Origin of the sequence: Pseudomonas baltica, assembly GCF_031880315.1 — a bacterium.
In the GTDB taxonomy this organism is placed as follows: domain Bacteria; phylum Pseudomonadota; class Gammaproteobacteria; order Pseudomonadales; family Pseudomonadaceae; genus Aquipseudomonas.
Genome location: NZ_CP134771.1, coordinates 4,601,755 through 4,622,046, shown reverse-complemented (window position 1 = coordinate 4,622,046; position 20,292 = coordinate 4,601,755). Strand labels below are relative to the sequence as shown.

20 protein-coding genes and 1 tRNA gene are annotated in these 20,292 nt (G+C 59.9%); 6 read left to right on the top strand and 15 right to left on the bottom strand.

Going from position 1 to position 20,292, the window contains the following annotated elements; translation table 11 throughout:
• Positions 1 to 111: 111 nt before the first annotated feature.
• From secF to queA, 5 genes are all read right to left on the bottom strand, one after another.
• Positions 112 to 1,023 carry a protein translocase subunit SecF gene (secF, locus tag REH34_RS20720; protein WP_226503129.1) on the bottom strand — a complete coding sequence of 304 codons (912 nt, stop codon included), beginning with the start codon at positions 1,021 to 1,023 and terminating at the stop codon, positions 112 to 114.
• Between the two features lie 9 nt (positions 1,024 to 1,032).
• On the bottom strand, positions 1,033 to 2,901 hold the full coding sequence (gene secD, locus REH34_RS20715) for a protein translocase subunit SecD (protein ID WP_226503128.1): 1,869 nt from the start codon (positions 2,899 to 2,901) through the stop codon (positions 1,033 to 1,035).
• Positions 2,902 to 2,964: 63 nt separating this feature from the next.
• Complete coding sequence (gene yajC, locus REH34_RS20710) at positions 2,965 to 3,303, bottom strand: preprotein translocase subunit YajC (RefSeq protein ID WP_226503127.1); 339 nt, start codon at positions 3,301 to 3,303, stop codon at positions 2,965 to 2,967.
• A gap of 43 nt (positions 3,304 to 3,346) precedes the next feature.
• Positions 3,347 to 4,462: a tRNA guanosine(34) transglycosylase Tgt gene (gene tgt, locus REH34_RS20705; protein ID WP_311972126.1), complete on the bottom strand. Its 1,116-nt coding sequence runs from the start codon at positions 4,460 to 4,462 to the stop codon at positions 3,347 to 3,349.
• A 5-nt stretch (positions 4,463 to 4,467) separates the two neighbouring features.
• Complete coding sequence (gene queA / locus REH34_RS20700) at positions 4,468 to 5,517, bottom strand: tRNA preQ1(34) S-adenosylmethionine ribosyltransferase-isomerase QueA (protein WP_311969027.1); 1,050 nt, start codon at positions 5,515 to 5,517, stop codon at positions 4,468 to 4,470.
• A 109-nt stretch (positions 5,518 to 5,626) separates the two neighbouring features.
• Between queA and REH34_RS20695 the strand changes: the two genes are divergently transcribed.
• A tRNA-Leu gene (locus REH34_RS20695) sits at positions 5,627 to 5,711 on the top strand.
• A gap of 277 nt (positions 5,712 to 5,988) precedes the next feature.
• Positions 5,989 to 6,432, top strand: coding sequence for a hypothetical protein (locus REH34_RS20690; RefSeq protein WP_311972125.1), 444 nt, complete (start codon positions 5,989 to 5,991; stop codon positions 6,430 to 6,432).
• A gap of 254 nt (positions 6,433 to 6,686) precedes the next feature.
• Here the strand turns inward: REH34_RS20690 and REH34_RS20685 are convergent, their stop codons facing one another.
• Entirely contained in the window at positions 6,687 to 7,490 is an 804-nt protein-coding gene (locus REH34_RS20685) for a 2OG-Fe(II) oxygenase (RefSeq protein WP_311969026.1), read from the bottom strand.
• Between the two features lie 466 nt (positions 7,491 to 7,956).
• Here REH34_RS20685 and REH34_RS20680 point away from each other — a divergent pair, with 466 nt between their 5' ends.
• Both REH34_RS20680 and REH34_RS20675 read left to right on the top strand, forming a co-directional pair.
• Positions 7,957 to 8,283 (top strand): DUF3077 domain-containing protein, encoded by a 327-nt coding sequence (locus tag REH34_RS20680; protein ID WP_311969025.1) that lies wholly within the window; start codon positions 7,957 to 7,959, stop codon positions 8,281 to 8,283.
• Between the two features lie 206 nt (positions 8,284 to 8,489).
• Positions 8,490 to 10,043: an alkaline phosphatase D family protein gene (locus REH34_RS20675; protein ID WP_311969024.1), complete on the top strand. Its 1,554-nt coding sequence runs from the start codon at positions 8,490 to 8,492 to the stop codon at positions 10,041 to 10,043.
• 60 nt (positions 10,044 to 10,103) lie between these two features.
• On the opposite strand, the gene REH34_RS20670 is transcribed toward REH34_RS20675, so the two are convergent.
• Positions 10,104 to 10,850: an SDR family oxidoreductase gene (locus REH34_RS20670; protein WP_311969023.1), complete on the bottom strand. Its 747-nt coding sequence runs from the start codon at positions 10,848 to 10,850 to the stop codon at positions 10,104 to 10,106.
• Between the two features lie 227 nt (positions 10,851 to 11,077).
• Here REH34_RS20670 and REH34_RS20665 point away from each other — a divergent pair, with 227 nt between their 5' ends.
• On the top strand, positions 11,078 to 11,584 hold the full coding sequence (locus REH34_RS20665; protein ID WP_311969022.1) for a GAF domain-containing protein: 507 nt from the start codon (positions 11,078 to 11,080) through the stop codon (positions 11,582 to 11,584).
• Positions 11,585 to 11,649: 65 nt separating this feature from the next.
• Here the strand turns inward: REH34_RS20665 and REH34_RS20660 are convergent, their stop codons facing one another.
• The 6 genes from REH34_RS20660 to REH34_RS20635 form a co-directional block, all read right to left on the bottom strand.
• Complete coding sequence (locus tag REH34_RS20660) at positions 11,650 to 12,852, bottom strand: multidrug effflux MFS transporter (protein WP_311969021.1); 1,203 nt, start codon at positions 12,850 to 12,852, stop codon at positions 11,650 to 11,652.
• 42 nt (positions 12,853 to 12,894) lie between these two features.
• Complete coding sequence (locus REH34_RS20655; protein WP_311969020.1) at positions 12,895 to 13,494, bottom strand: thermostable hemolysin; 600 nt, start codon at positions 13,492 to 13,494, stop codon at positions 12,895 to 12,897.
• 9 nt (positions 13,495 to 13,503) lie between these two features.
• Positions 13,504 to 14,991: an AMP-binding protein gene (locus tag REH34_RS20650; RefSeq protein ID WP_226503117.1), complete on the bottom strand. Its 1,488-nt coding sequence runs from the start codon at positions 14,989 to 14,991 to the stop codon at positions 13,504 to 13,506.
• Positions 14,988 to 15,920: a TauD/TfdA family dioxygenase gene (locus REH34_RS20645; RefSeq protein ID WP_311969019.1), complete on the bottom strand. Its 933-nt coding sequence runs from the start codon at positions 15,918 to 15,920 to the stop codon at positions 14,988 to 14,990. The genes REH34_RS20650 and REH34_RS20645 overlap by 4 nt, the downstream gene beginning before the upstream one ends.
• 130 nt (positions 15,921 to 16,050) lie before the next feature.
• Positions 16,051 to 16,986, bottom strand: a complete 936-nt coding sequence (locus tag REH34_RS20640) for a LysR family transcriptional regulator (protein ID WP_311969018.1) — start codon at positions 16,984 to 16,986, stop codon at positions 16,051 to 16,053.
• A 27-nt stretch (positions 16,987 to 17,013) separates the two neighbouring features.
• Positions 17,014 to 17,520 (bottom strand): MarR family transcriptional regulator, encoded by a 507-nt coding sequence (locus tag REH34_RS20635; RefSeq protein WP_311969017.1) that lies wholly within the window; start codon positions 17,518 to 17,520, stop codon positions 17,014 to 17,016.
• Positions 17,521 to 17,643: 123 nt separating this feature from the next.
• Here REH34_RS20635 and REH34_RS20630 point away from each other — a divergent pair, with 123 nt between their 5' ends.
• A complete protein-coding gene (locus REH34_RS20630) occupies positions 17,644 to 18,444 on the top strand; it encodes an alpha/beta hydrolase (protein WP_311969016.1) in 801 nt (266 codons plus the stop codon).
• 177 nt (positions 18,445 to 18,621) lie between these two features.
• Here REH34_RS20630 and REH34_RS20625 read toward each other — a convergent pair whose 3' ends face one another.
• Positions 18,622 to 19,425, bottom strand: a complete 804-nt coding sequence (locus REH34_RS20625; RefSeq protein WP_311969015.1) for an ABC transporter ATP-binding protein — start codon at positions 19,423 to 19,425, stop codon at positions 18,622 to 18,624.
• A complete protein-coding gene (locus REH34_RS20620; RefSeq protein WP_311969014.1) occupies positions 19,422 to 20,285 on the bottom strand; it encodes an ABC transporter permease in 864 nt (287 codons plus the stop codon). The genes REH34_RS20625 and REH34_RS20620 overlap by 4 nt, the downstream gene beginning before the upstream one ends.
• Between the last annotated feature and the right edge of the window lie 7 nt (positions 20,286 to 20,292).

Sequence of the window (20,292 nt, the reverse complement as noted above, 5' to 3'; positions counted from 1 at the left end):
CTTTTTTATTCACTCGAGACCCCGCGATTCTCCCAGCCTTGGAGCACAAAAAAAGGCGCGAGTTCAATACTCGCGCCTTTCTATGTTACCCGATGGAAGGTCAATCGTCGGTCAAGGACGATCATCCACCTTGTCGGCGGTGGTCGCTGGGATCAGATCTTCGCTATTGAGGTTCAGCCAGATCAGCACCACGTTGGCGATGTAGATCGACGAGTAGGTACCCGCCATGACACCAATGAACAGCGCCAGCGAGAAGCCCCACAGGTTGTCACCCGCAAAGAGCATCAGCGCGCCGATGGCCAGCAGCGTGGAGATCGACGTCGCCATGGTGCGCAACAGTGTTTGCGTGGTCGACACGTTGATGTTTTCGATCAGGTCGGCCTTGCGCAGCACGCGGAAGTTTTCCCGCACCCGGTCGAACACCACGATGGTGTCGTTGAGCGAGTAGCCGATGATCGCCAGTACCGCCGCCAGCACCGTCAGGTCGAAGGTGATCTGGAAGTACGACAGCAAACCAACGGTCACCACCACGTCGTGGATCAGCGACAGGATCGCACCCAGGGCGAACTTCCACTGGAAGCGGAAGGCCAGGTAGATCAATACGCCGCCCAGCGCCATGAGCATGCCGAGGCCGCCCTGGTCGCGCAGCTCTTCACCGACCTGCGGGCCGACGAACTCGACGCGCTTGACGGTTGCCGGGTTGTCGCCGCCGACCTTGCGCAGCGCATCGGCCACTTCCTGACCCAGTTTCGGGTCTTCGCCAGGCATGCGCACCAGCAAGTCGGTGGTCGAACCGAACGTCTGCACCACGGCCTCTTTGTAGCCGGCATTGGTCAGCTCGGTGCGTACCAGGTCCAGGTCAGCGGTCTTCTGATAGGTCAGCTCGATCTGCGTACCGCCGGTGAAATCCAGACCGTAGTTGAGCCCTTTGTGGAACATGCTGAACAGCGCGAGGATGGTCAGCAGCACCGTGATGGCGAACGCAACATTGCGCACGCCCATGAAGTTGATGGTCTTTTTCATGTCAGCCCCTTAAATCCACAACTTCTTGAAGTCGCGGCCGCCGTAGATCAGGTTGACCATCGCGCGGGTCACCATGATGGCCGTGAACATCGAGGTAAAGATCCCGAGGGACATGGTGACGGCAAAGCCTTTGATCGGCCCGGTCCCCATCGCGAACAGAATCCCGCCCACCAGCAAGGTAGTCAGGTTGGCGTCGATGATTGCCGTATAGGCACGGTCGAAACCTTCATGGATCGCGCGTTGCACACTCATGCCGTTGGCGATCTCTTCACGTATCCGCGAGAAGATCAGCACGTTGGCGTCCACCGCCATGCCCATGGTCAAGACGATACCGGCAATACCCGGCAAGGTCAGGGTGGCACCCAGCAGCGACATCAACGCCAGCAGCATGACCATGTTGAAGGCCAGGGCCACGGTCGCGATCAAGCCGAAGAAACGGTAGATGACCATGATGAAGATCGACACGAACAGCATGCCCCAGAGCGCCGCGTGGGTACCCTTGGTGATGTTGTCGGCACCCAGGCTCGGGCCGATGGTGCGCTCTTCGGCGAAGTACATCGGCGCCGCCAGGCCACCGGCACGCAGCAGCAGTGCCAGCTCGGACGACTCACCCTGGCCATTCAGGCCGGTGATGCGGAACTGACTGCCCAGCGGCGACTGGATGGTCGCCAGGCTGATGATCTTTTTCTCTTCGGTGAAAGTCTGCTCGGCGACGTCTTTCTCGACGCCGTCGACCATCTGCTTGACGTAGCGGGTGGTCGGTTTCTGCTCGATGAAGATCACCGCCATGCTGCGCCCGACATTGCTGCGCGTTGCGCGGCTCATCAGGTCGCCGCCGTGGCCATCCAGCTTGATGTTCACCTGCGGCGCGCCGTGCTCGTCGTAGCTGGCCTGGGCGTCGGTGACCTGGTCACCGGTGATGATCAGGCCACGCTCGACGGCGGCCGGCGGACGGCTGCCATCACGGAATTCGAAGGACTCGGTGGTCGCGCGGGAATCATCCGGGCCGGCACCGAGACGGAACTCCAGGTTGGCCGTCTTGCCGAGGATACGCTTGGCTTCGGCGGTGTCCTGCACGCCCGGCAGCTCGACGACGATACGGTTGGCGCCCTGGCGCTGTACCAGCGGCTCGGCCACACCCAGCTCGTTGACCCGGTTACGCACGGTGGTCAAGTTCTGCTTGAGCGAGTATTCACGAATCTCGGAAATTTTCGCCGGCGTCATCGCCAGGCTCAGCACCGGCGTGTCACCGCGCTGGGAAGGGGTGATGACGAAATCTGTGTAGGCCTTCTTGATGATCGCCTGCGCTTGATCGCGGGCCGCGTCATCCGCGAAGCCCAGTACGATCGCGCCATCCTGCGGCGGCAGGCTGCGATAGCGTACTTGCTCCTTGCGCAGCGCGGTCTTGACGTCGCCGTCATAAATCTTCATGCGCGCGTCCAAGGCCTTGTCCATGTCGACTGCCAGCAGGAAATGCACACCGCCCGACAAGTCCAGACCCAGCTTCATCGGGCTCGCGCCCAGGTGACGCAGCCAGTTCGGCGTGGTCGGGGCCAGGTTCAGGGCTACGACGTAATCGTCCCCCATGGCCTTGCGCACCACGTCCTTGGCTGGCAGCTGGTCTTCAGCTTTTTGCAGACGGATCAGCCCGCCTTTGCCATTGGCAGCCAGTGCGGCCGCCTTGACCGGAATACCGGCATCGGTGAGCGCTTTGCTCGCCAGATCCAGTTCTGCCTGAGAGACCTGCAAAGCAGTGCTCGCGCCAGTGACCTGAATGGCCGCGTCGTCAGGATAGAGATTGGGTGCGGAATAAATAAAACCGATCGCCAGCACCGCCAGGATCAGAATGTATTTCCACAGAGGGTATTTGTTCAGCATCACGCCGCCCGTTCAAGACGCGAGGCGCCTTGCGCGCCCCGTCGATTGGTAAAATTGCGAAGCTTAGATCGCTTTGAGCGTGCCTTTTGGCAGGGTTGCGGCGATCGAACCCTTCTGAATCTTCAGCTCTACAGTGTCCGATACTTCAATAACTACGAAGTCGTCGGTAACTTTGTTGATCTTGCCAGCGATACCACCGGTGGTGACCACTTCGTCACCCTTGGACAGGCCGCCCAGCAGGTTCTTCTGCTCTTTGGCGCGCTTGGCCTGTGGACGCCAGATCATCAGGTAGAAGATGACCAGGAAGCCGACCAGGAAGATCCACTCGAAACCACCGCCCATCGGGCCGGCGGCTGCCGGTGCAGCAGCATCGGCAAAAGCATCAGAGATAAAAAAGCTCATTTAGCGCTCCAGTAGCGAAAGTTGACTCTATAAGGTCACGAAATCAAGCCAAAGGCGGCGTAACAAGCCCGCGTTTGGCGTAGAAGGCATCGACAAAGGCGGCCAATGTACCTTGTTGAATAGCCTCGCGCAAACCAGCCATCAGCACCTGGTAATGACGCAAATTGTGGATCGTATTCAACATACTCCCCAGCATTTCGCCGCACTTGTCCAGGTGATGCAGATAAGCGCGAGAGAAGTTCTGGCAGGTGTAGCAATCGCAGGTCGGATCGAGCGGCGAATCATCATGGCGATGGAACGCGTTACGGATCTTCAACACGCCGGTGTCGATGAACAGATGCCCGTTGCGGGCATTGCGGGTTGGCATCACGCAATCGAACATGTCCACACCGCGGCGCACACCCTCCACCAGATCTTCCGGTTTGCCAACGCCCATAAGGTAACGAGGTTTGTCAGCAGGCATCAGGCCTGGCAGATAATCCAGCACCTTGATCATCTCGTGCTTGGGTTCGCCCACCGACAGACCGCCGATGGCCAAGCCGTCGAAGCCGATCTTGTCGAGGCCTTCCAGCGAGCGTTTGCGCAAGTTTTCATGCATGCCGCCCTGCACGATACCGAACAGTGCAGCGGTGTTTTCGCCATGCGCATTCTTCGAGCGCTGAGCCCAGCGCAACGACAGTTCCATCGACACCCGCGCCACGTCCTCATCGGCCGGGTACGGCGTGCATTCGTCGAAAATCATCACGATGTCGGAGCCCAGGTCGCGCTGCACCTGCATCGACTCTTCTGGCCCCATGAACACCTTCGCGCCATCCACCGGCGAGGCGAAGGTCACGCCCTCCTCCTTGATCTTGCGCATCGCGCCCAGGCTGAACACCTGGAAGCCACCGGAGTCGGTCAGAATCGGGCCCTTCCACTGCATGAAATCGTGCAGATCGCCGTGGGCCTTGATCACTTCCGTACCCGGGCGCAGCCACAGGTGAAAGGTGTTGCCGAGGATGATCTGCGCACCGGTCGCCTCGATATCCCGCGGCAGCATGCCCTTGACCGTGCCATAAGTGCCCACCGGCATGAAGGCCGGGGTCTCGACCACGCCACGGGGGAACGTCAGGCGACCACGACGGGCCTTGCCATCGGTGGCCAGCAATTCAAAAGACATACGACTCATGCTTGATCCTCTGGGCCGCACGCTTGCGGATTGCGGGTGATGAACATCGCATCACCGTAACTGAAGAAGCGGTAGGCGTTATCCACAGCGGCCTTGTAGGCGGCGATGGTCTCGCGATAACCCGCAAACGCCGACACCAGCATCAGCAGCGTGGATTCCGGCAAATGGAAATTGGTCACCAGGGCATCGACCACATGAAACGGCCGGCCCGGGAAAATGAAGATATCGGTGTCGCCGCTGAACGGCTTGAGCTCGCCGCTTCGGGCGGCACTTTCGAGCGAACGCACGCTGGTCGTGCCCACCGCGATCACCCGACCGCCGCGCGCCTTGCAGGCATGCACGGCATCGACCACGTCCTGGCTCACCTCGAGCCACTCTTTATGCATGTGGTGATCTTCGAGCTTCTCGACCCGCACCGGCTGGAAGGTGCCCGCGCCGACATGCAAGGTCACAAAGGCGGTTTCGACGCCCTTGTCTTTGATGACTTGCAGCAATGGCTCATCGAAGTGCAAGCCCGCGGTGGGGGCTGCAACGGCGCCGGAGCGCTCGGCGTACACCGTTTGATAGCGCTCGCGATCGGCGCCCTCGTCCGGACGATCGATGTACGGCGGCAGCGGCATATGGCCGACGCGGTCGAGCAGCGGCAGCACTTCTTCATTGAAACGCAGCTCGAACAACGCATCGTGGCGCGCGACCATCTCGGCCTCGCCACCGCCGTCGATCAGAATCATCGAGCCGGGCTTGGGCGACTTGCTAGAACGCACATGGGCCAGCACGCTGTGGGTGTCGAGCACCCGCTCCACCAGAATTTCCAGCTTGCCGCCCGACGCTTTTTGCCCGAACACCCGTGCAGGAATCACCCGGGTGTTGTTGAACACCATCAGGTCGCCTGGGCGCAGATAGCCCGGCAGGTCGATGAATTGACGATGATCCAGCGCCCCGCTCGGCCCATCGAGGACCAGCAGACGGCTGCCATGGCGCTCGGCCAACGGGTGGCGAGCGATCAGGGAATCGGGGAGTTCGAAGGAGAAATCAGCGACGCGCATGATGGTGTTCGGCTACATAGGGCTGAAAAGCTTAGCAAATTTCTGCAAATCTGGCCATGAAACGTTGTTGACCAACGGTCGGAGCCTCTCTATACTTCGCGCCCAGCAAGCCCTGATGGCGGAATTGGTAGACGCGGCGGATTCAAAATCCGTTTTCGAAAGGAGTGGGAGTTCGAGTCTCCCTCGGGGCACCATCTAGATGTAACGTTGACCCTTCTACCGGGTTGGCGAAAAAAACCGGCCGATGAGCCGGTTTTTTTGTGGGCGGGGTTTGGGGTGCTCTGGATATTGCGCCCTCACGAATATCAGGACGCCGTACCTGGTGCTTTACGCTCCCACTGAAACATCCAGACCAAATCCAGCCGTTGCCCCATCCGAAGTTAATAAGTAGATATGCCCTCCCTGAAGGCCCTCGGACGGCGGCAGTGAATGCAGTGGAATGACCTGAGCATTAATGGTTTGGTGAAAAGCATGGCCCATCTGCAGCCATTCGAGCAGGCATATGACATCGCCGGGCAGAAGGTGTCGGTCCGTTTTGAATTCGGTTTCCATACTTTCACGGACGACAAAAGCGACAACGTACAACTCTTCCATCAAGGAGAGCGCCGGTATTTTTGCCCTTCGCGGTATCACTGCAGCACTCAGTTGAGAAACTACTTTGAACGCCGCTTTTTCAGCGGCGCGGCAGTCCCGCACAACAGTCGAAAAGGGGGCCAGCGTTACTTCTGCCTCGACCTCCACGACTACGCTATCTTTTTCTCGATCAGCAAGCCAAGCGGGACAACAAACCTGCTCAAGTTGCGCGTCATCAGCGCCTATGAGGTAGAGAGCTGGGGGCGTACCTCACTACCGCGAGGAAAACCTTTCAACGTGCGTTACATCCTGCAAATGCGCAATGAGGGAAAATCGGTGTGATCAGAACGCAAAAAACCCCAGAGCTTTCGCTTCTGGGGCTTCTGCTGAATCCATTATCGGCCTAATCTTTCGGCTTTCGCCTATCTCGCTCACGGGCTGAGAGAGCTTTCGCTCCGATATCGACACCCCTCAAAGAGGTTCCGGTCTGTGTCGACCACCGGATTATCAACGCAGCCGAGCCCTGTGTCAACGCCCCATGACGTGCCTTGAACCCCTTCTCAGAGCATTGATACCGGGAACTCCGTGCGTGCAGTTTACTTTTTCTTCTTGAACCATTTATTCGCGTAATACCCGAAACTCAGCAGATCCTTTGGCCGAGGTTTGTAATGGGTTTTGTTCCTTTCGCCAGGCTCACTTGGTACGGCTCTAGCAGTGTAGTAATAAAGCGCTACAGACCTGCGAGTAATGTTTTCCGGCGTGGTCAACGGCTCTGGATGCCCGTGATTACTGTCTTTATCTGTATTGAAAATCACACAACGGTTATAAATTGGCAGGATCTTTTTCAGGCATTTCTTCATCCCGACATCCCACAGTTCCAGATGCCCCCCGTATGCCTCCTGCCAGTCCGCATTCAGATAGATGATGATATTGAGTCGGCGCTCGACATTGAGCTTTTTGTTCAGCCTGAAATCTGAGTGCACCCCGAGGAATCCGCCAGTTCTCGTCTCATGCAGCCCGCCCCCAGCGAAATAAGGGTCAGGAATCAGACCCTCGATGCCCGTGAGCTTTTCCAGAAACTGGAGCATGGGCGCCGAGTTGAACGCGTTGAAAACTGTTTTCAAAAAGGGTGAGCATTCGTTGGGGCTGATTTGGCGCTTGAGCTGGCCCTTGTAGCCACGCTCATACAACATCTCGTTGTGGGTTTGCTCGATCGGGAAGTGCTTGCAGATATTCGCGATCAGCTCGTCATTCAGGAAGTTATCGATAACGATGTGCGGGAAAGGCGTCGCCTGGACGTAGCTACTGTTCAGCGAGGTACCGAAATCGCTGGCTGCATTGTGATCAAAGTCGAATTCCGGAGACAACGTCAGAGGTAGCGCCTGGGAGGTGGATGCCATTACCGCTCCAATCATTCAATCCAAGGACCTGTCGATGCGTTCGACCATTGGCGCACACACTACTTTAGGCGCCGTTCCGCCGTCCAGCCGCTGTCATATGCCGAAACATACAGTGAAAGGTCGCAGTTGCGTGGCCTACCTGACCTAGGTATCGTTCGCAGCTCGCTGTACATGCAGCGAACCGTGCTTGGCCGCTCGGGACAATAGACGCAACTCCCCTCACAATGGCAGACGTTTTTTCGTCGGCGATTCTGTGTCATGGCGGGTTGCGCTGGGACACCTTCGGGTGTGCCGGGTTCCTATTGTCCCGGTCGGCCAACCCCGCGCAATCTGCCACCCAAATTCGTTTGGCCGCGAACGGTGGCAGTTCCTCAATGATAGGAGCTACACCTATGCCCCCCTGTACCATGCGCAAAACCCGCTCGCTCGCACCACTTCGCATCGCTGTAATCGCAGGAGGTGCCCTGTGACCGCAATAACCGAAATCACCACCCGCGGCATTGCCACCTTTGCGCCCTGCAATGCGCAGAACCAGCGCCTGTTCCGCCTCAACCCAGGCATCTGCGTGATCGAGGCCCTGGAGCATGCCTCACTGCTGATGGCCTCGGCTAACGAGCTCACCTTGCTCGGCAGCAATGGCGAACCGCAGAGCAATCTGGTCTGGGCCGCGCACTATCTCGGCGACATGGCCAAAGCCATTATCGATGACGTCACCCTCGGGCTGCAGAACGCCCAGTACAGCGATAAACCGGCTTCCCGGCAATCCGCCTCGTCCCCATCCACCGCACAGTAATCCTGTCGAAATCATCTGCGCTGTCGCCCCCTTAGATCCAGTCGATAGCGCTGATGGTAGCTCGTAGTATTGCTCCGGCTTGCGCAGATACTGAAGCTATAACGCCCGCCCTCAAATGACACTCGCCGCGATGGCCACCTTCCCCCCCTTCACCACCCTGTCACATCCCCACGCTTACATAGCCCTTTTCCCACAAGGGCTTCGCCATGACCTCATTCGACCCGAGCCGCCGTCGTATCCTTCAGGTAGCCGGTGCCAGCCTGGTGCTGCCCGGCCTGGCACCGGCCGTCCTCGCCTCGATCAAGGACCGACCGCAGCTCACCGACGGTGTGCAATCCGGCGACTTGCTGGGGGACAAGGCCATGGTCTGGAGCCGGTGCGACCGGCCGGCGCGGATGGTGGTGGAGTGGGACACCCGCAGCGTGTTCAGCAACCCGCGACGGCTGGTCTCGGCACTGGCCGATGCAAGTACCGACTTCACCGCGCGGGTCGAGCTGACCGGGCTACCCGTGGACCAGGCAATCTTCTATCGCGTGCAATTCGAGGATGCGCAAAGCGGCGTGGCCAGCGAGCCCTGGTTCGGCCACCTGCGCAGCGCGCCGAGCCAGCGCCGCGACATCCGTTTCGTCTGGAGCGGCGACACGGTCGGCCAGGGCTTCGGCATCAACCCGGACATCGGTGGCATGCGCATCTACGAAGCCATGCGCCTGCGCCTGCCGGACTTCTTTATCAACAGCGGCGACACCATCTACGCCGACGGCCCAGTGCCGGAGACCTTGACCACCGAAAACGGCCGCATCTGGCGAAACATTACCACCGAGGCCAAGAGCAAGGTCGCCGAGACCCTGGCCGACTATCGCGGCGCCTATCGCTACAACCTGATGGACGAAAACGTGCGTCGCTTCAACGCCGAAGTGCCGCAGATCTGGCAATGGGACGACCACGAAGTGACCAACAACTGGTCGCCGAGCAAGCAACTGGACTCGCGTTATCACACCAAGGACATCAACGCCTTGGTGGGCAATGCTCGTCAGGCCTGGCTCGAATATTCGCCCATGCGCCGCCAGCAAGCCGACAACGGCGGGCGTATCTACCGCAAGCTCAGCTATGGGCCGCTGCTGGATATCTTCGTGCTCGATATGCGCAGCTATCGTGGCCCTAACGATGCCAATCTGGCAGAAAAACCGAGCGCGGATACTGCCTTCATGGGGCCCGCCCAGGTGGAGTGGCTCAAGGCCGGACTGAAAAACTCCCAGGCGCAGTGGAAAGTGATCGCGGCAGACATGCCCATAGGCCTGGGCGTACCGGACGGTGAGGTCAGCCCCGGAGTCGGCCGCTGGGAAGCGATTGCCAATGCCGACAATGGCGCGCCCAAGGGTCGCGAGCTGGAGATGGCTGATCTGCTCGGATTCCTGCGCCAGCACAAGGTCGCCAACACGGTGTGGCTGACGGCGGATGTGCACTATTGCGCCGCGCATCACTATCACCCGGAGCGCGCGGCGTTTCAGGATTTCGAGCCGTTCTGGGAATTCGTCGCCGGGCCGTTGAATGCCGGAAGCTTCGGGCCTAATCCGCTGGATGGGACCTTTGGGCCTGAGGTGGTGTTTCAAAAGGCACCGCCTGCGCAAAATACGTCGCCCTTTGCCGGGTATCAGTTTTTTGGGGAAGTACGGATTGAAGGGCAAAGTGGCGAGATGACCGTGCAGCTTCGCGACCTCGATGGGGTCGTGGTGTTCGAGCAGCGCCTGCAGCCAGTCTGATCGGGCGATGCGCCTTGGTGGCTGACTGACAGGCCGCCAAGGCGATTCGCGCCGCAAGCTTTATCGCCCACCGGACACCGGCACGATCGCCCCCGTCACGTACCCCGCCCCCGCCGAAGCGATCCAGGCCACGCAATCCGCCACCTCTTCCGGTAGCCCCGCGCGCCCCATCGGAATACCCGGCGCCATATCCGCCACCCGCTCGGGCTTGCCATTGGTCGCATGCAGGTCCGTATCGATCAACCCAGGTGCTACGCCGTTGACCCGAATACCATCGCGCGCCACCTCCTTGGCCAGCCCCCGCGTCAGACTGTCCAGTGCACCTTTGGTGGCCGCGTAGTGAATCCACTCGCCGCTGCCACCCAATTCGGCAGCGCGAGAGGACACATTGACGATCACTCCACCCTGGCCGCCATGGGAATACCCCATGCGTCGCACCGCTTCGCGCGCACACATGAACGCGCCGAATACATTGACCTGAAACACCCGTTGCAGTTGTTCGAACGTCAGCGCTTCAAGCTTGCTGAAGCCCTCAGTCACACCCGCGTGGTTGACCAGCAGCGTGAGGGGTTCGGGTATAGCGTCCAACTCGTCGAAAAGCGCTAACACTTGCGACTCCGAAGCGATATCCAGACTTCGTGCTTGCGCCTTGCCGCCTGCCGCGTCTATAGCGCTGACAACCTGCTCGGCAGCCAAACGATCATGGGCGTAAGTGAGCACGACGGTGTAACCGAGCGTACCGAGTTTGAGTGCAGTCGCGGCGCCAATACCGCGGCTGCCTCCGGTGACCAATGCAATCCCTCTCATGTTGACTCCGTAGTTGTATGACTGAGCAAACAATAAACCAACACAGAGTACAACGCAGTCGCCCTGAGCCAAGCCGCATATTCCTGGCCGGCCAGGCCAGACAGTGCTCCAGGCCATGCGCTTGGAGACTTGACGATAGAGAGGTTCAATTCGTGCCCTGTTTTACGCCCGTGTAAGCTGCGGCAACCGCCGCAAGAATGCGCCCCTCAGCAGTAAGGCCTCGACCTATGACGTCCGCAAACCTCATCCCGCAGATCCCGCTAAGCCGTGCTGAGCGAGCCGCCATCGCGGAAATAGAAAGCACCACCAACCTGCTCACGCTGGTCACCCGCCTGACGCAGATGCGCTGCGCCGCCATCTCGAAATTCAGCGAGACGGACTGGATCGCTTGCGCCGTACACGACGAAATACATTTCGGCATACAACCGGGCGATGCCGTAGCCCTCGATACCACCTTCTGCAACGACATACGCCTCGATCCACGCCCGCTGATCATCCCCAGCGTGAGCCAGGACAAACGCTACGCGGGCCGGCCGACGCCGCAGAAACTCGGCTTTGAAAGCTATATCGGGTTGCCGATCTTTCTTCAGAATGGAGACGTGTTCGGCACGCTGTGCGTCATGGATTCGCGCGCCACACTGCTTGAAGACCCTGACCTGATCGAAACCCTGAGCATTTTCTCCCGGCTGGTTGGCTGCATTTTTTCCTCACACCGAGAGCTGGCCGAGAGCTGACCGTTGCGGGCGTCGCAAATCAGCCCGGTCGCTGAACGATACCAGCGCTTGCAGGACAACCAGGTCTAAGTGCCGAACCCCGGCGAATCGGCCAGCCGCGTCCTGCCAAGCGACACCATCCCGGTCAGCGACACCAGGAACAGCACGCCGAACACCCCGCCGATCGCCAGGTTGGTGTGCAACGGCAACACACTCGCCAACGCCGAGGCAGCCGAACCGAACGCCAGCATCAAGCACCCTTGCAGGCTGGCGGCAACGCCCGCCCGATCAGGAAACAACGACATGGAGCGGGCCATGGCGTTGGAAAAGATGAAGCCCTGGGCAAAGGCGATCAACATGATGCCGGCCAATACCCTCGGCAGGTTCAGCTCATCGGCCGACGAGGCAATCACACCCGCCCCCGCCACGAACATCAGGGTGCCCGCCCACATCAGCGTGTCCGACGTCACTACGCGAATCAAAAAGCGATTGAGCAAGGTGCCGGTCAAGTAGCAAGCACCCACGCCAAGCGCCGTGGTGCCGAAATACTGCGCACTGTGCCCCAGGCGATCCTGCACGATGTAGGGCCCGATCACGTTCCACAGCAAGAAGGCGGAAAAACTCGCCCCTAGCAGGGTGACCGACGAGCGAAAGCGCGCATCCCCCAGAATCGCACCGTAACCGGCCAGGGTCTGCAATGGGCTCCTTCGCTGCGCAGGGGCCAACGACTCCTTGAGCCCGGCCAGGACAAACGCCAATACCACCAGCCCATAAACCGCATAGAGCACGAAGTTGTAGCGCCACCCCAGATGCACCTCGATCGCGCCCCCCACGTAGGGCGCCAGCACCGGGCCCAACCCGAAGGCCAGGCTCAGATAGATGATCGCCACGGCGAATCGCGGGCCTTTGACGGTGTCCACCAATACCGCGCGGGCAACGACCTGGCAGGCGCCAATGGCAAAGCCCTGTAATGCTCGGGCCACCAACAGCAGGGCAATGGACCCGGACATCGCCGCCATGACACTGCCCGCAAGAAATAGCGTCAACCCGAGCAATACCGCAGGCCGGCGGCCCCTGGCGTCCGCCAGGATGCCGAAAAACAGTTGCCCGATGGCGTAACAGATCAACGTGAGGGTGATGGTGTTTTGCATCAGTGCCGGGCTGGCTGCCAACTCCCGGCCAATGGAAGGAATACTCGGCGCATACAGATCAATGGCAATCCCGCCAACGCTGTTGATCAGTGGCGCGAGGAACACGATGAAGTTCTCGTAACGCTTGTTGCTATCCATGGATAAAGCTCCGATGCGCAGTTCATTCTGCGCATGACGACGTTAGACGGATGCCGCAACGGCAAAGTGGCGAGACCGGATCAAGCCGCACGGCAGATGCGCCCAGAAGGCCGACGGCTCAAGTTGCGATGCCACCACCCGTGGACCTTGGTCGTAATAGGTCCCCCAATTGACGTGCGGATCTCTGACGCGGCTGTGCTCGGCGCGCCCCAGGTCGTCCAGATTGGTCACGATCTGATCGAGGATCTGCCTTACCGCCCCGGTAGCCGTGCACACGACCAGCCCATAGTTGTGCAGCATCAGGGTCTTGATCGCCGCGTTGAGCAAGTACTTGCCAGCACCACTGCCAGTGCGAAATGACGCCAAGGCACCCAGCTCGACAATACGCGAGCGCTCCAGGCCGTAGGTCCGGTCCAGCGATTGATCGAGGTAATACTCGCTGAACAGCTTGCCCGTATCGCCATAGGTGATGCCCAGGCAAGCATACCCCGGTGCAGCACCATCGGCCTCGGTCAAGCACAGGAACAGATCCGGCGCCGGTTCCGGCGTCGCTCCATAATGTTTGAGGTAGTGCCCCCGCACCGCCTCCTGCAAGCATCGGTAGCCAGGCCGGCCCCGATAGAAATGGCGGATCATGTACATAAGCCCCCCTTACGCCGACGCGTACAGCGTTTCAAGGAAACGCGCTTCGATCTCGGCCCGGCGCGGCCGCCCGGTGACGGTGTAGAACCGATCCCGAAAGCCCGAGATATCCCTGATCACCTGGATGCGTCGAACTCTGGCGAAGTCCGCCAGGCGGTGCTCGAGATGGGCCATTTCAGCCCGCACGGCCGACTCGTCCGCAGCCGACAGGATCAGCGCGCAGGGCTCGTCCTTGCCCTCGCCCATGACGATCATGTCATCGATCAGAGGGCTCTCCTTGTAGACGTTCTCCACCCACTCCGGGGAAATATTGCGGGCGGTGGAAAGAATGATCACGTGCTTCTTGCGCCCGGTGATGTACAGAAATCCGTCGCGCAGCTCAGCGATGTCGCCGGTATGCAAATACCCGCCCGAAAGATCGCACGCCGTGTCATCGGCGTTGTAGTAACCCGCGCACAGCGTGGGTGTCTTGACCAGCAACTCGCCCTCCACGAACCTGGGCTCGATACCCTCCAGCAACGTGCCGACCGACCCGAGCTGGCGCTCCGCTGGCGAATTGAGCGAAATGATCGATGAGTTTTCACTCAGGCCATAGGCTTCGAACACTTGCACGCCTTTGGCCTCGAGTGCATGTAACACCGACACCGGTATCTTTGCCCCGCCGGTGATGATGTGCGGAAAACTGCCGCCGAACAGCTGCCGGGGGGTGTGACTGTCCAACAGCAGGTTGGCCTCCTCCAGCAACTTCGGCGGCAAATACAGAAAGTTCGGCGCGTTGGGTGCGATCAATTCCAGGTACTGCCGGGCATTGCCGCTCGCCGAGCCGTACTCCGCGACCCCTGCCGGCATCAGCGTCAGGGTGCCTCCCGACAGGATCGGAATGAATACACCAAGCACCTGTTCGATCAGCAGGCTCATGGGCACGATGGAGAAGTAATGCAACGGCTGTTGCGGCAGGCGCTTCATCACGTTGTCGACCAGCAGTCCTACTGCCTCGTCCCTGATCAATACGCCTTTGGGTTTGGACGTTGTACCGGAGGTATGGATGACCGACACGATACCTGCGTCGAGGCGTTCATCCTCCTGCGGCCAGGGTTGCCGCGTGGTGTCCGCCACTAGCTGGCCGGGAATGAAGCACGCTTTGTCCGGAAGAATCTGCTGCAGGCGACGTGCCGTCTTGTCGTCGCTGACGAACACCGCTGCGGCCTTGCCCAGCAGGCTGCCAATCTGGTCGTCGGAAAACTCGATCGGTACCGGCAGCAACACCCCGCCCACTTGCTGAATGGCCAGCAACGTCGATACCCACTCATAGCACGAGCGCATGGCAATGCCGAACACCTTGCGCTGGCAGCTGCCCATACGCGCCTGCAACGCTTGCGCCAGCTGTGCGGCATCATCGCGCAACTCATGAAGGGTATAGGCACGCCCGTTCATTTCCTTGATCACGACCCGATCGGGCGTGCCGGCCAGATAGGCCTGCAGTTTTTGAGTGATCATTGCGCAGCCCCTCCAACGCGATAACTTTGTGCGCCGAAAATACGCCGGGAGGTATCGTCCAGGCGACGGCGACCATGCATGACGCGGGTATTATCGATCACCACGATGTCGCCTTTTTTCCAGAAATGGCTATAGGTGTTGCGGGCCGTGACGTCTTTGACTTCGTCCCAGATATCCAGGGAGATTTCATCGCCATTGCCCCAGGTGATTCGTGGGGGCTCGTAGTTGAAGCTCGGGCCGAGCATTGAATTACAGAACGCCTGCCGACCCGAAAAGCAACTGGTGGCCATGGCCGAAATGGTCAGCTGGGACTCAATCAGGTTCTGATCAATGCGACGATAACGTTGCCCTGGGACCTCGCCATTCACCCGCTCCAGATGGTCATCGGTTATTTCATCGATCGGCAATTGCAGCTCGACACTCAGAAAGCGTTTTATGTTGCTCCATGGAATACGCCGAGCATATTTTATAGGTCGGGTTTCAAAGAGCTTGCGGGTCCTGGCAGACAGATCGAACAGCACCTTCTGACCATCGCACAGGGTAGTTTCAGATCCGACGCACGCCGCCTCAAGACAGAAAAACCACTGCAGATCAGGGTTGAACGGCAGGCTGCCGTTTTCCCTGTGCAAGCCCATTTCATAGGTACCCGCATCGATTTCGGCGGTGTTGGCAGTGGCCGTCTTGCGGGCTGGATCGAAGGTCACTCGGGAGGAGTGAGCACTGACGAAATCGTTGAAATCCTGCAGCGTGTCGGCGAAGTCTCGATAGATCACTGCGCCGCTATGGGCGAGATCCGCGTACAACTCCTCGGTGCCGATGGACGTCAGCACCCGCAGGTTCGGATCGACAGCATAAATGCACTCGAACCCGTAACAGGGGGTCGGCTGCCGATAAAAAGGGAAGACCAGCGATTGAGCTTGGGCCAGCATCGAACATTCTCCTATTGGGATTTGGACGCGGGTAGCGACCGCTACCAGTTGAAAACACAATAGGAGAAAAGCAGTTGAGGCTGGTTTTAAGAATTAGATACACGACTGGAAAATTTAAATGTGCCTGGCGCTAATTATTCAGCAGTCGCGCTGACGCCTGCGCGATCAGTTGCCTCAGGCTGGCGATACTCTGGCTGCGGCTGCGATCTTTTGACCAGATCATATCCAGAGTAAACGTGGGGAAGCCCATGGGCGCTTCACAGACCATCACGTTTTCCGGGATACGCAGCAAGGGCAGCAAGCGTGCGGGAAGGGCCAGGGTCGCAGGCACGGCAGCAATGATGTTGACGCAGGCCTGGTACCCGTTCGCCCGGGCCAGGACAGTGCGCGATCGGCCGATCTTTTCGAGCCAGCCGTCCACCATGTTTTTCTCCGACAACCAGGGCGTAGGGAATACATGCGGCGATGCGCAAAATTCATCCAGCGTCATTGCCCCTGCGCCGCCATGCCCGGGATTGCTGGTCAGGCAAAAAAACTTGTCGTTGAGGATCGATTGCCACTCAACCTCCGGGTGCATTTGGTGATACCCCGGTCCGAACCCTATGGCGATGTCGGCATCCCCGCTGATCAACCGGTCGATGGGCAAGTCTCGGCCCAGGCGCTCCAGGTGCAAAGACACATTTGGATGTGCTGTGCCCAAAGCGTGCATAGCCTGTGGCAATACCAGCAGTTCGAAGTACTCGGGCGCGTAGATCTGCCACACCTTGTTGACGTCGACAGCAGGCCAGCCGATTTCCTGCTCGGCGCAGCGATTGACCGACTCCACCACCACACGCAGATAGGGCGCGATGCGTTCGGCTTTGGTGGTCGGCAGCAAATCGCCTTGGGAGGAGGCAAACAGCGTGTCGTCAAAGCAGCCGCGCAGCCTCTTCAGGCAATAGCTGACGGTCGGCTGGCTGACGCTCATCAGTTCTGCGGTTCGCTTGGCGCTACGCTGCTCGAGCAAGTTGAGGAAAACCACGATGTCTTGCAGATCAAGTTGCTTGAGATAGTTGCTGTGCAGCATGGGGAACGCCTCCTGAGTTGTCCGGAATCATTCTACTGGAGCACTTTCACCTGGCAGATTCGACAGTACTAGCTTGAGCAGCCCCGCGAGTGTGATGCGCTGCTCGGCCGACAGTGGCGCGAGCACACTATTCTGTACCTCGGTATGGGTTACGACAGCCTCGTCGATCAGCGCCTTGCCCAGGCCAGTGAGCGCTATCTGCACACTGCGTCGGTCCCGTTCATCGCTGATGCGCTCGACCATACCGGCGCTTTCAAGCCTGACCAGCCGGTTGGTCATCGCCCCGGAGGTGATCAACAGCGAGCGATAGAGCTCGGTGGGCGTGAGTCGGTAAGGGGCTCCGGAGCGGCGCAGTGTGGCGAGGACGTCGAACTCGCCTTCCTTGAACCCGAATGGCGCCAAGGCGAGTGATCGCACACGCTCAAGGTGTTTTTCCACTCGCGCCATCCGCCCAAAAATCTCCATCGAGGAGGCGTCGACGCTTGGCATCACCTGCGCCCACTGGCCCACCACAAAATCAACGTGATCTTTCATTACCACTCCATTGTCCTCAAAGGACGCACCGAGGCCTCACAGGCCGTTCGGACCATTGCGCCTTTCAGATACCTTAACGTTAAGTTACATTACCGCCGAACGCCGCTCCACAAGGAAACACCCATGACATTTTTCGAGCACGATGGCGACCGTTACTACTACTTCGATGCAGGTGCAGGCACACCGATACTGCTACTGCATGGCCTGAGCAATACCGGCCGGGCCTGGACGCCGCAAGTGGTCGAACTGATGCGCCTGGGTCACAGAGTGATTGTCCCTGACTTGCTGGGCCACGGTGCATCCGGGCCGGTCAAGCGGGTGCTGACCGCACGTGAGCAAGCCAAGGCAATGGTGGCACTCCTGCAATTTCTGGGGCTTGAGAGCGCCGCTTTCATAGGGCTGTCACTGGGCGGCATGGTTGCCCTCGAGATCGCTGCAGACTACCCCCAGGCAGTCGATAAACTGATTGTCGCCGCTACGTTCAGGTCGATGGCCACGCTGCCTCGGCAAAAGATGCTCAACACCTGGATCGAGGCAATCTCCCAGCCTGAAGGGTGTGTCAAACGGTTCAAGTCGAGCTGGGTGGATCTGGTCGGCCAAGCCTTCGCGGATTCGCCAGCGGGGCTGGCATGGTATCAGGCGTGGCACGCGCAAGCTGCCATGCAAGCGCCACGCAATCATATCCACTGGTGCGAAGGGATGAAGTTCTACGACATCACCCAGCGACTTGACCAGATCACCGCGCCGACCTTGGTGCTGGCGGGTGAAAACGACGCCATGAGCCCTTTGGGCGAAGCACAGGAGATCAGCGACGCCATCAACTCAGCCGAGCTGGCCGTGGTGCCGGGTAGCGGCCACGTGTTCAACTTGTCTTGCGCCGCTGAGTTCAACCGCCGTATCACTGAGTTCCTGCGGGCCAGGTGATGCGCCCGGGCTTGGCAATCCTGTAGTGGGTGCGTTTGGGTATCATCTGCACGGTCGAGCTGATGCAGGACATTCAGGGAGGCAGTGAAAACCGCCAAAATGTGACCGCTCCAAAAGCTGAATCGCTAGGGGGGTCGCATGCTGATACCCGGCCGCCTTCACCTATCACGCGGCGGCTCAATGCCCCGCCGCCACGCGCTTCCCCGCCTCCTGGCGCAACACGTGCAAAATGTCCCGTTTCAACCCGCCATACACCGGATCGGCCACCAGATCCTCCGGTGTTCTCGGCCGTTCGAACGGGACCTTCAACTCTTCGCTGATCACCCCCGGCCGCGCCGACATCACCAATATCCGATCTGCCAGAAACAGCGCTTCATCGATATCGTGGGTCACGAACAGAATGGTCGTGCGCGTGCGCTCCCAGATCGACACCAGCAGCTCCTGCATTTCCAGGCGGGTTTGTGCATCGAGCGCGCCGAAGGGCTCATCCATCAAGAGGATTTCCGGATTCGGCAGCCAGGCACGGGCCAACGCCGCGCGCTGGCGCATGCCGCCGGACAGTTGCCAGGGGTAGTGATCGGCGAACTCGGCGAGGCCCACCTGCTCCAGGTAGTGGTTGACCTGTTGCTGGTAGGCGGCCTTGGGCTGATCGGTAATCCGCGGGCCGAAGGCGATGTTCTCCTGCACGTTCAGCCAGGGGAACAACGTCGGCTGCTGGAACACCACGCCGCGTTCCGGGCCGGGTTGCGTGATGGGCTTGCCATCCAGCAGCACGGCGCCGCTGTCGGCGTGTTCAAAGCCGGCGACCATGTTGAGGATGGTCGACTTGCCGCAGCCTGAAGGCCCCAGCAGGCAGACGAACTCGCCATCGGCCAGGGATAAGGAAACGTTGCGCAATACTTCGGTATCAGGCTTGCCGTGGCCAGGACTGGCAAAACGCTTGCTCACCGAAGTGAGGCTGATGCGGTGCTGAGTGCTCATACATCCTTCCCGGCCCAGGGGGCGAATCGACGTTGCAAGGTAACGATGACCAGATCGAACAGCACCCCGGTCAGGCCAAGCATGAGGATGCCCAGCATGACCACATCGGTGCGCAGGTAGGTGCCGGCATTGATGACCATCCAGCCGAGGCCCGAGTCGGCGGCAACCATTTCGGCGGCGATCAGCGAGGTCCAGCCGACGCCCACCGAGAGGCGGATACCGGTCATGATCTCCGGCAAGGCGTTGGGCAGAATCACATGGGTAAACTGCTTGCGTCGGCTGGCGCCCAGCGTCTGTGCGGCGCGAATCCGTGCCTCACTGACGCCTTGTACCGCCGCCGCCGCGCTGACGACGATGCTCAGCACCGTGGCGATGAAAATCAGGAAAAACTTGCCACCTTCGCCAATGCCCAGCCACAGGATGACCAGCGGCACCAGAGCGATTTTCGGCAATGGCCGCAGGAACTGCACGAAAGGATTGAGCGCGGCATTCACGTAGGGGTTGCGACCCATCGCCAGGCCCAGCGGCACACCGACAATAATGGCGGCGGCAAACGCCGCGCAGGCGCGCGCTGTGCTGATCAGCCAATGCTGCCACAACGGTGTCTGGCGGTAACCTTTGGCTACCAGTTCGAGGGCGGTGGTCGCCACTTCCGTCACAGGCGGCAGCAGGGTCGGATTGACCCACTCCAGGGTGCTGGACAGTTGCCAGATCCCTAGCACCAAAGCGACGGCGGCGATGCTGATCAGACGCAATTTCCACTGTTGCAACCAGGCCGCCAGGCCGCCCGATCGTGCAGAGGGGTTATGCGCAGCATCGGGTCTCGCCGCAGCGACCCCCTTTGCATTTATCAAGGACATGGAAAAC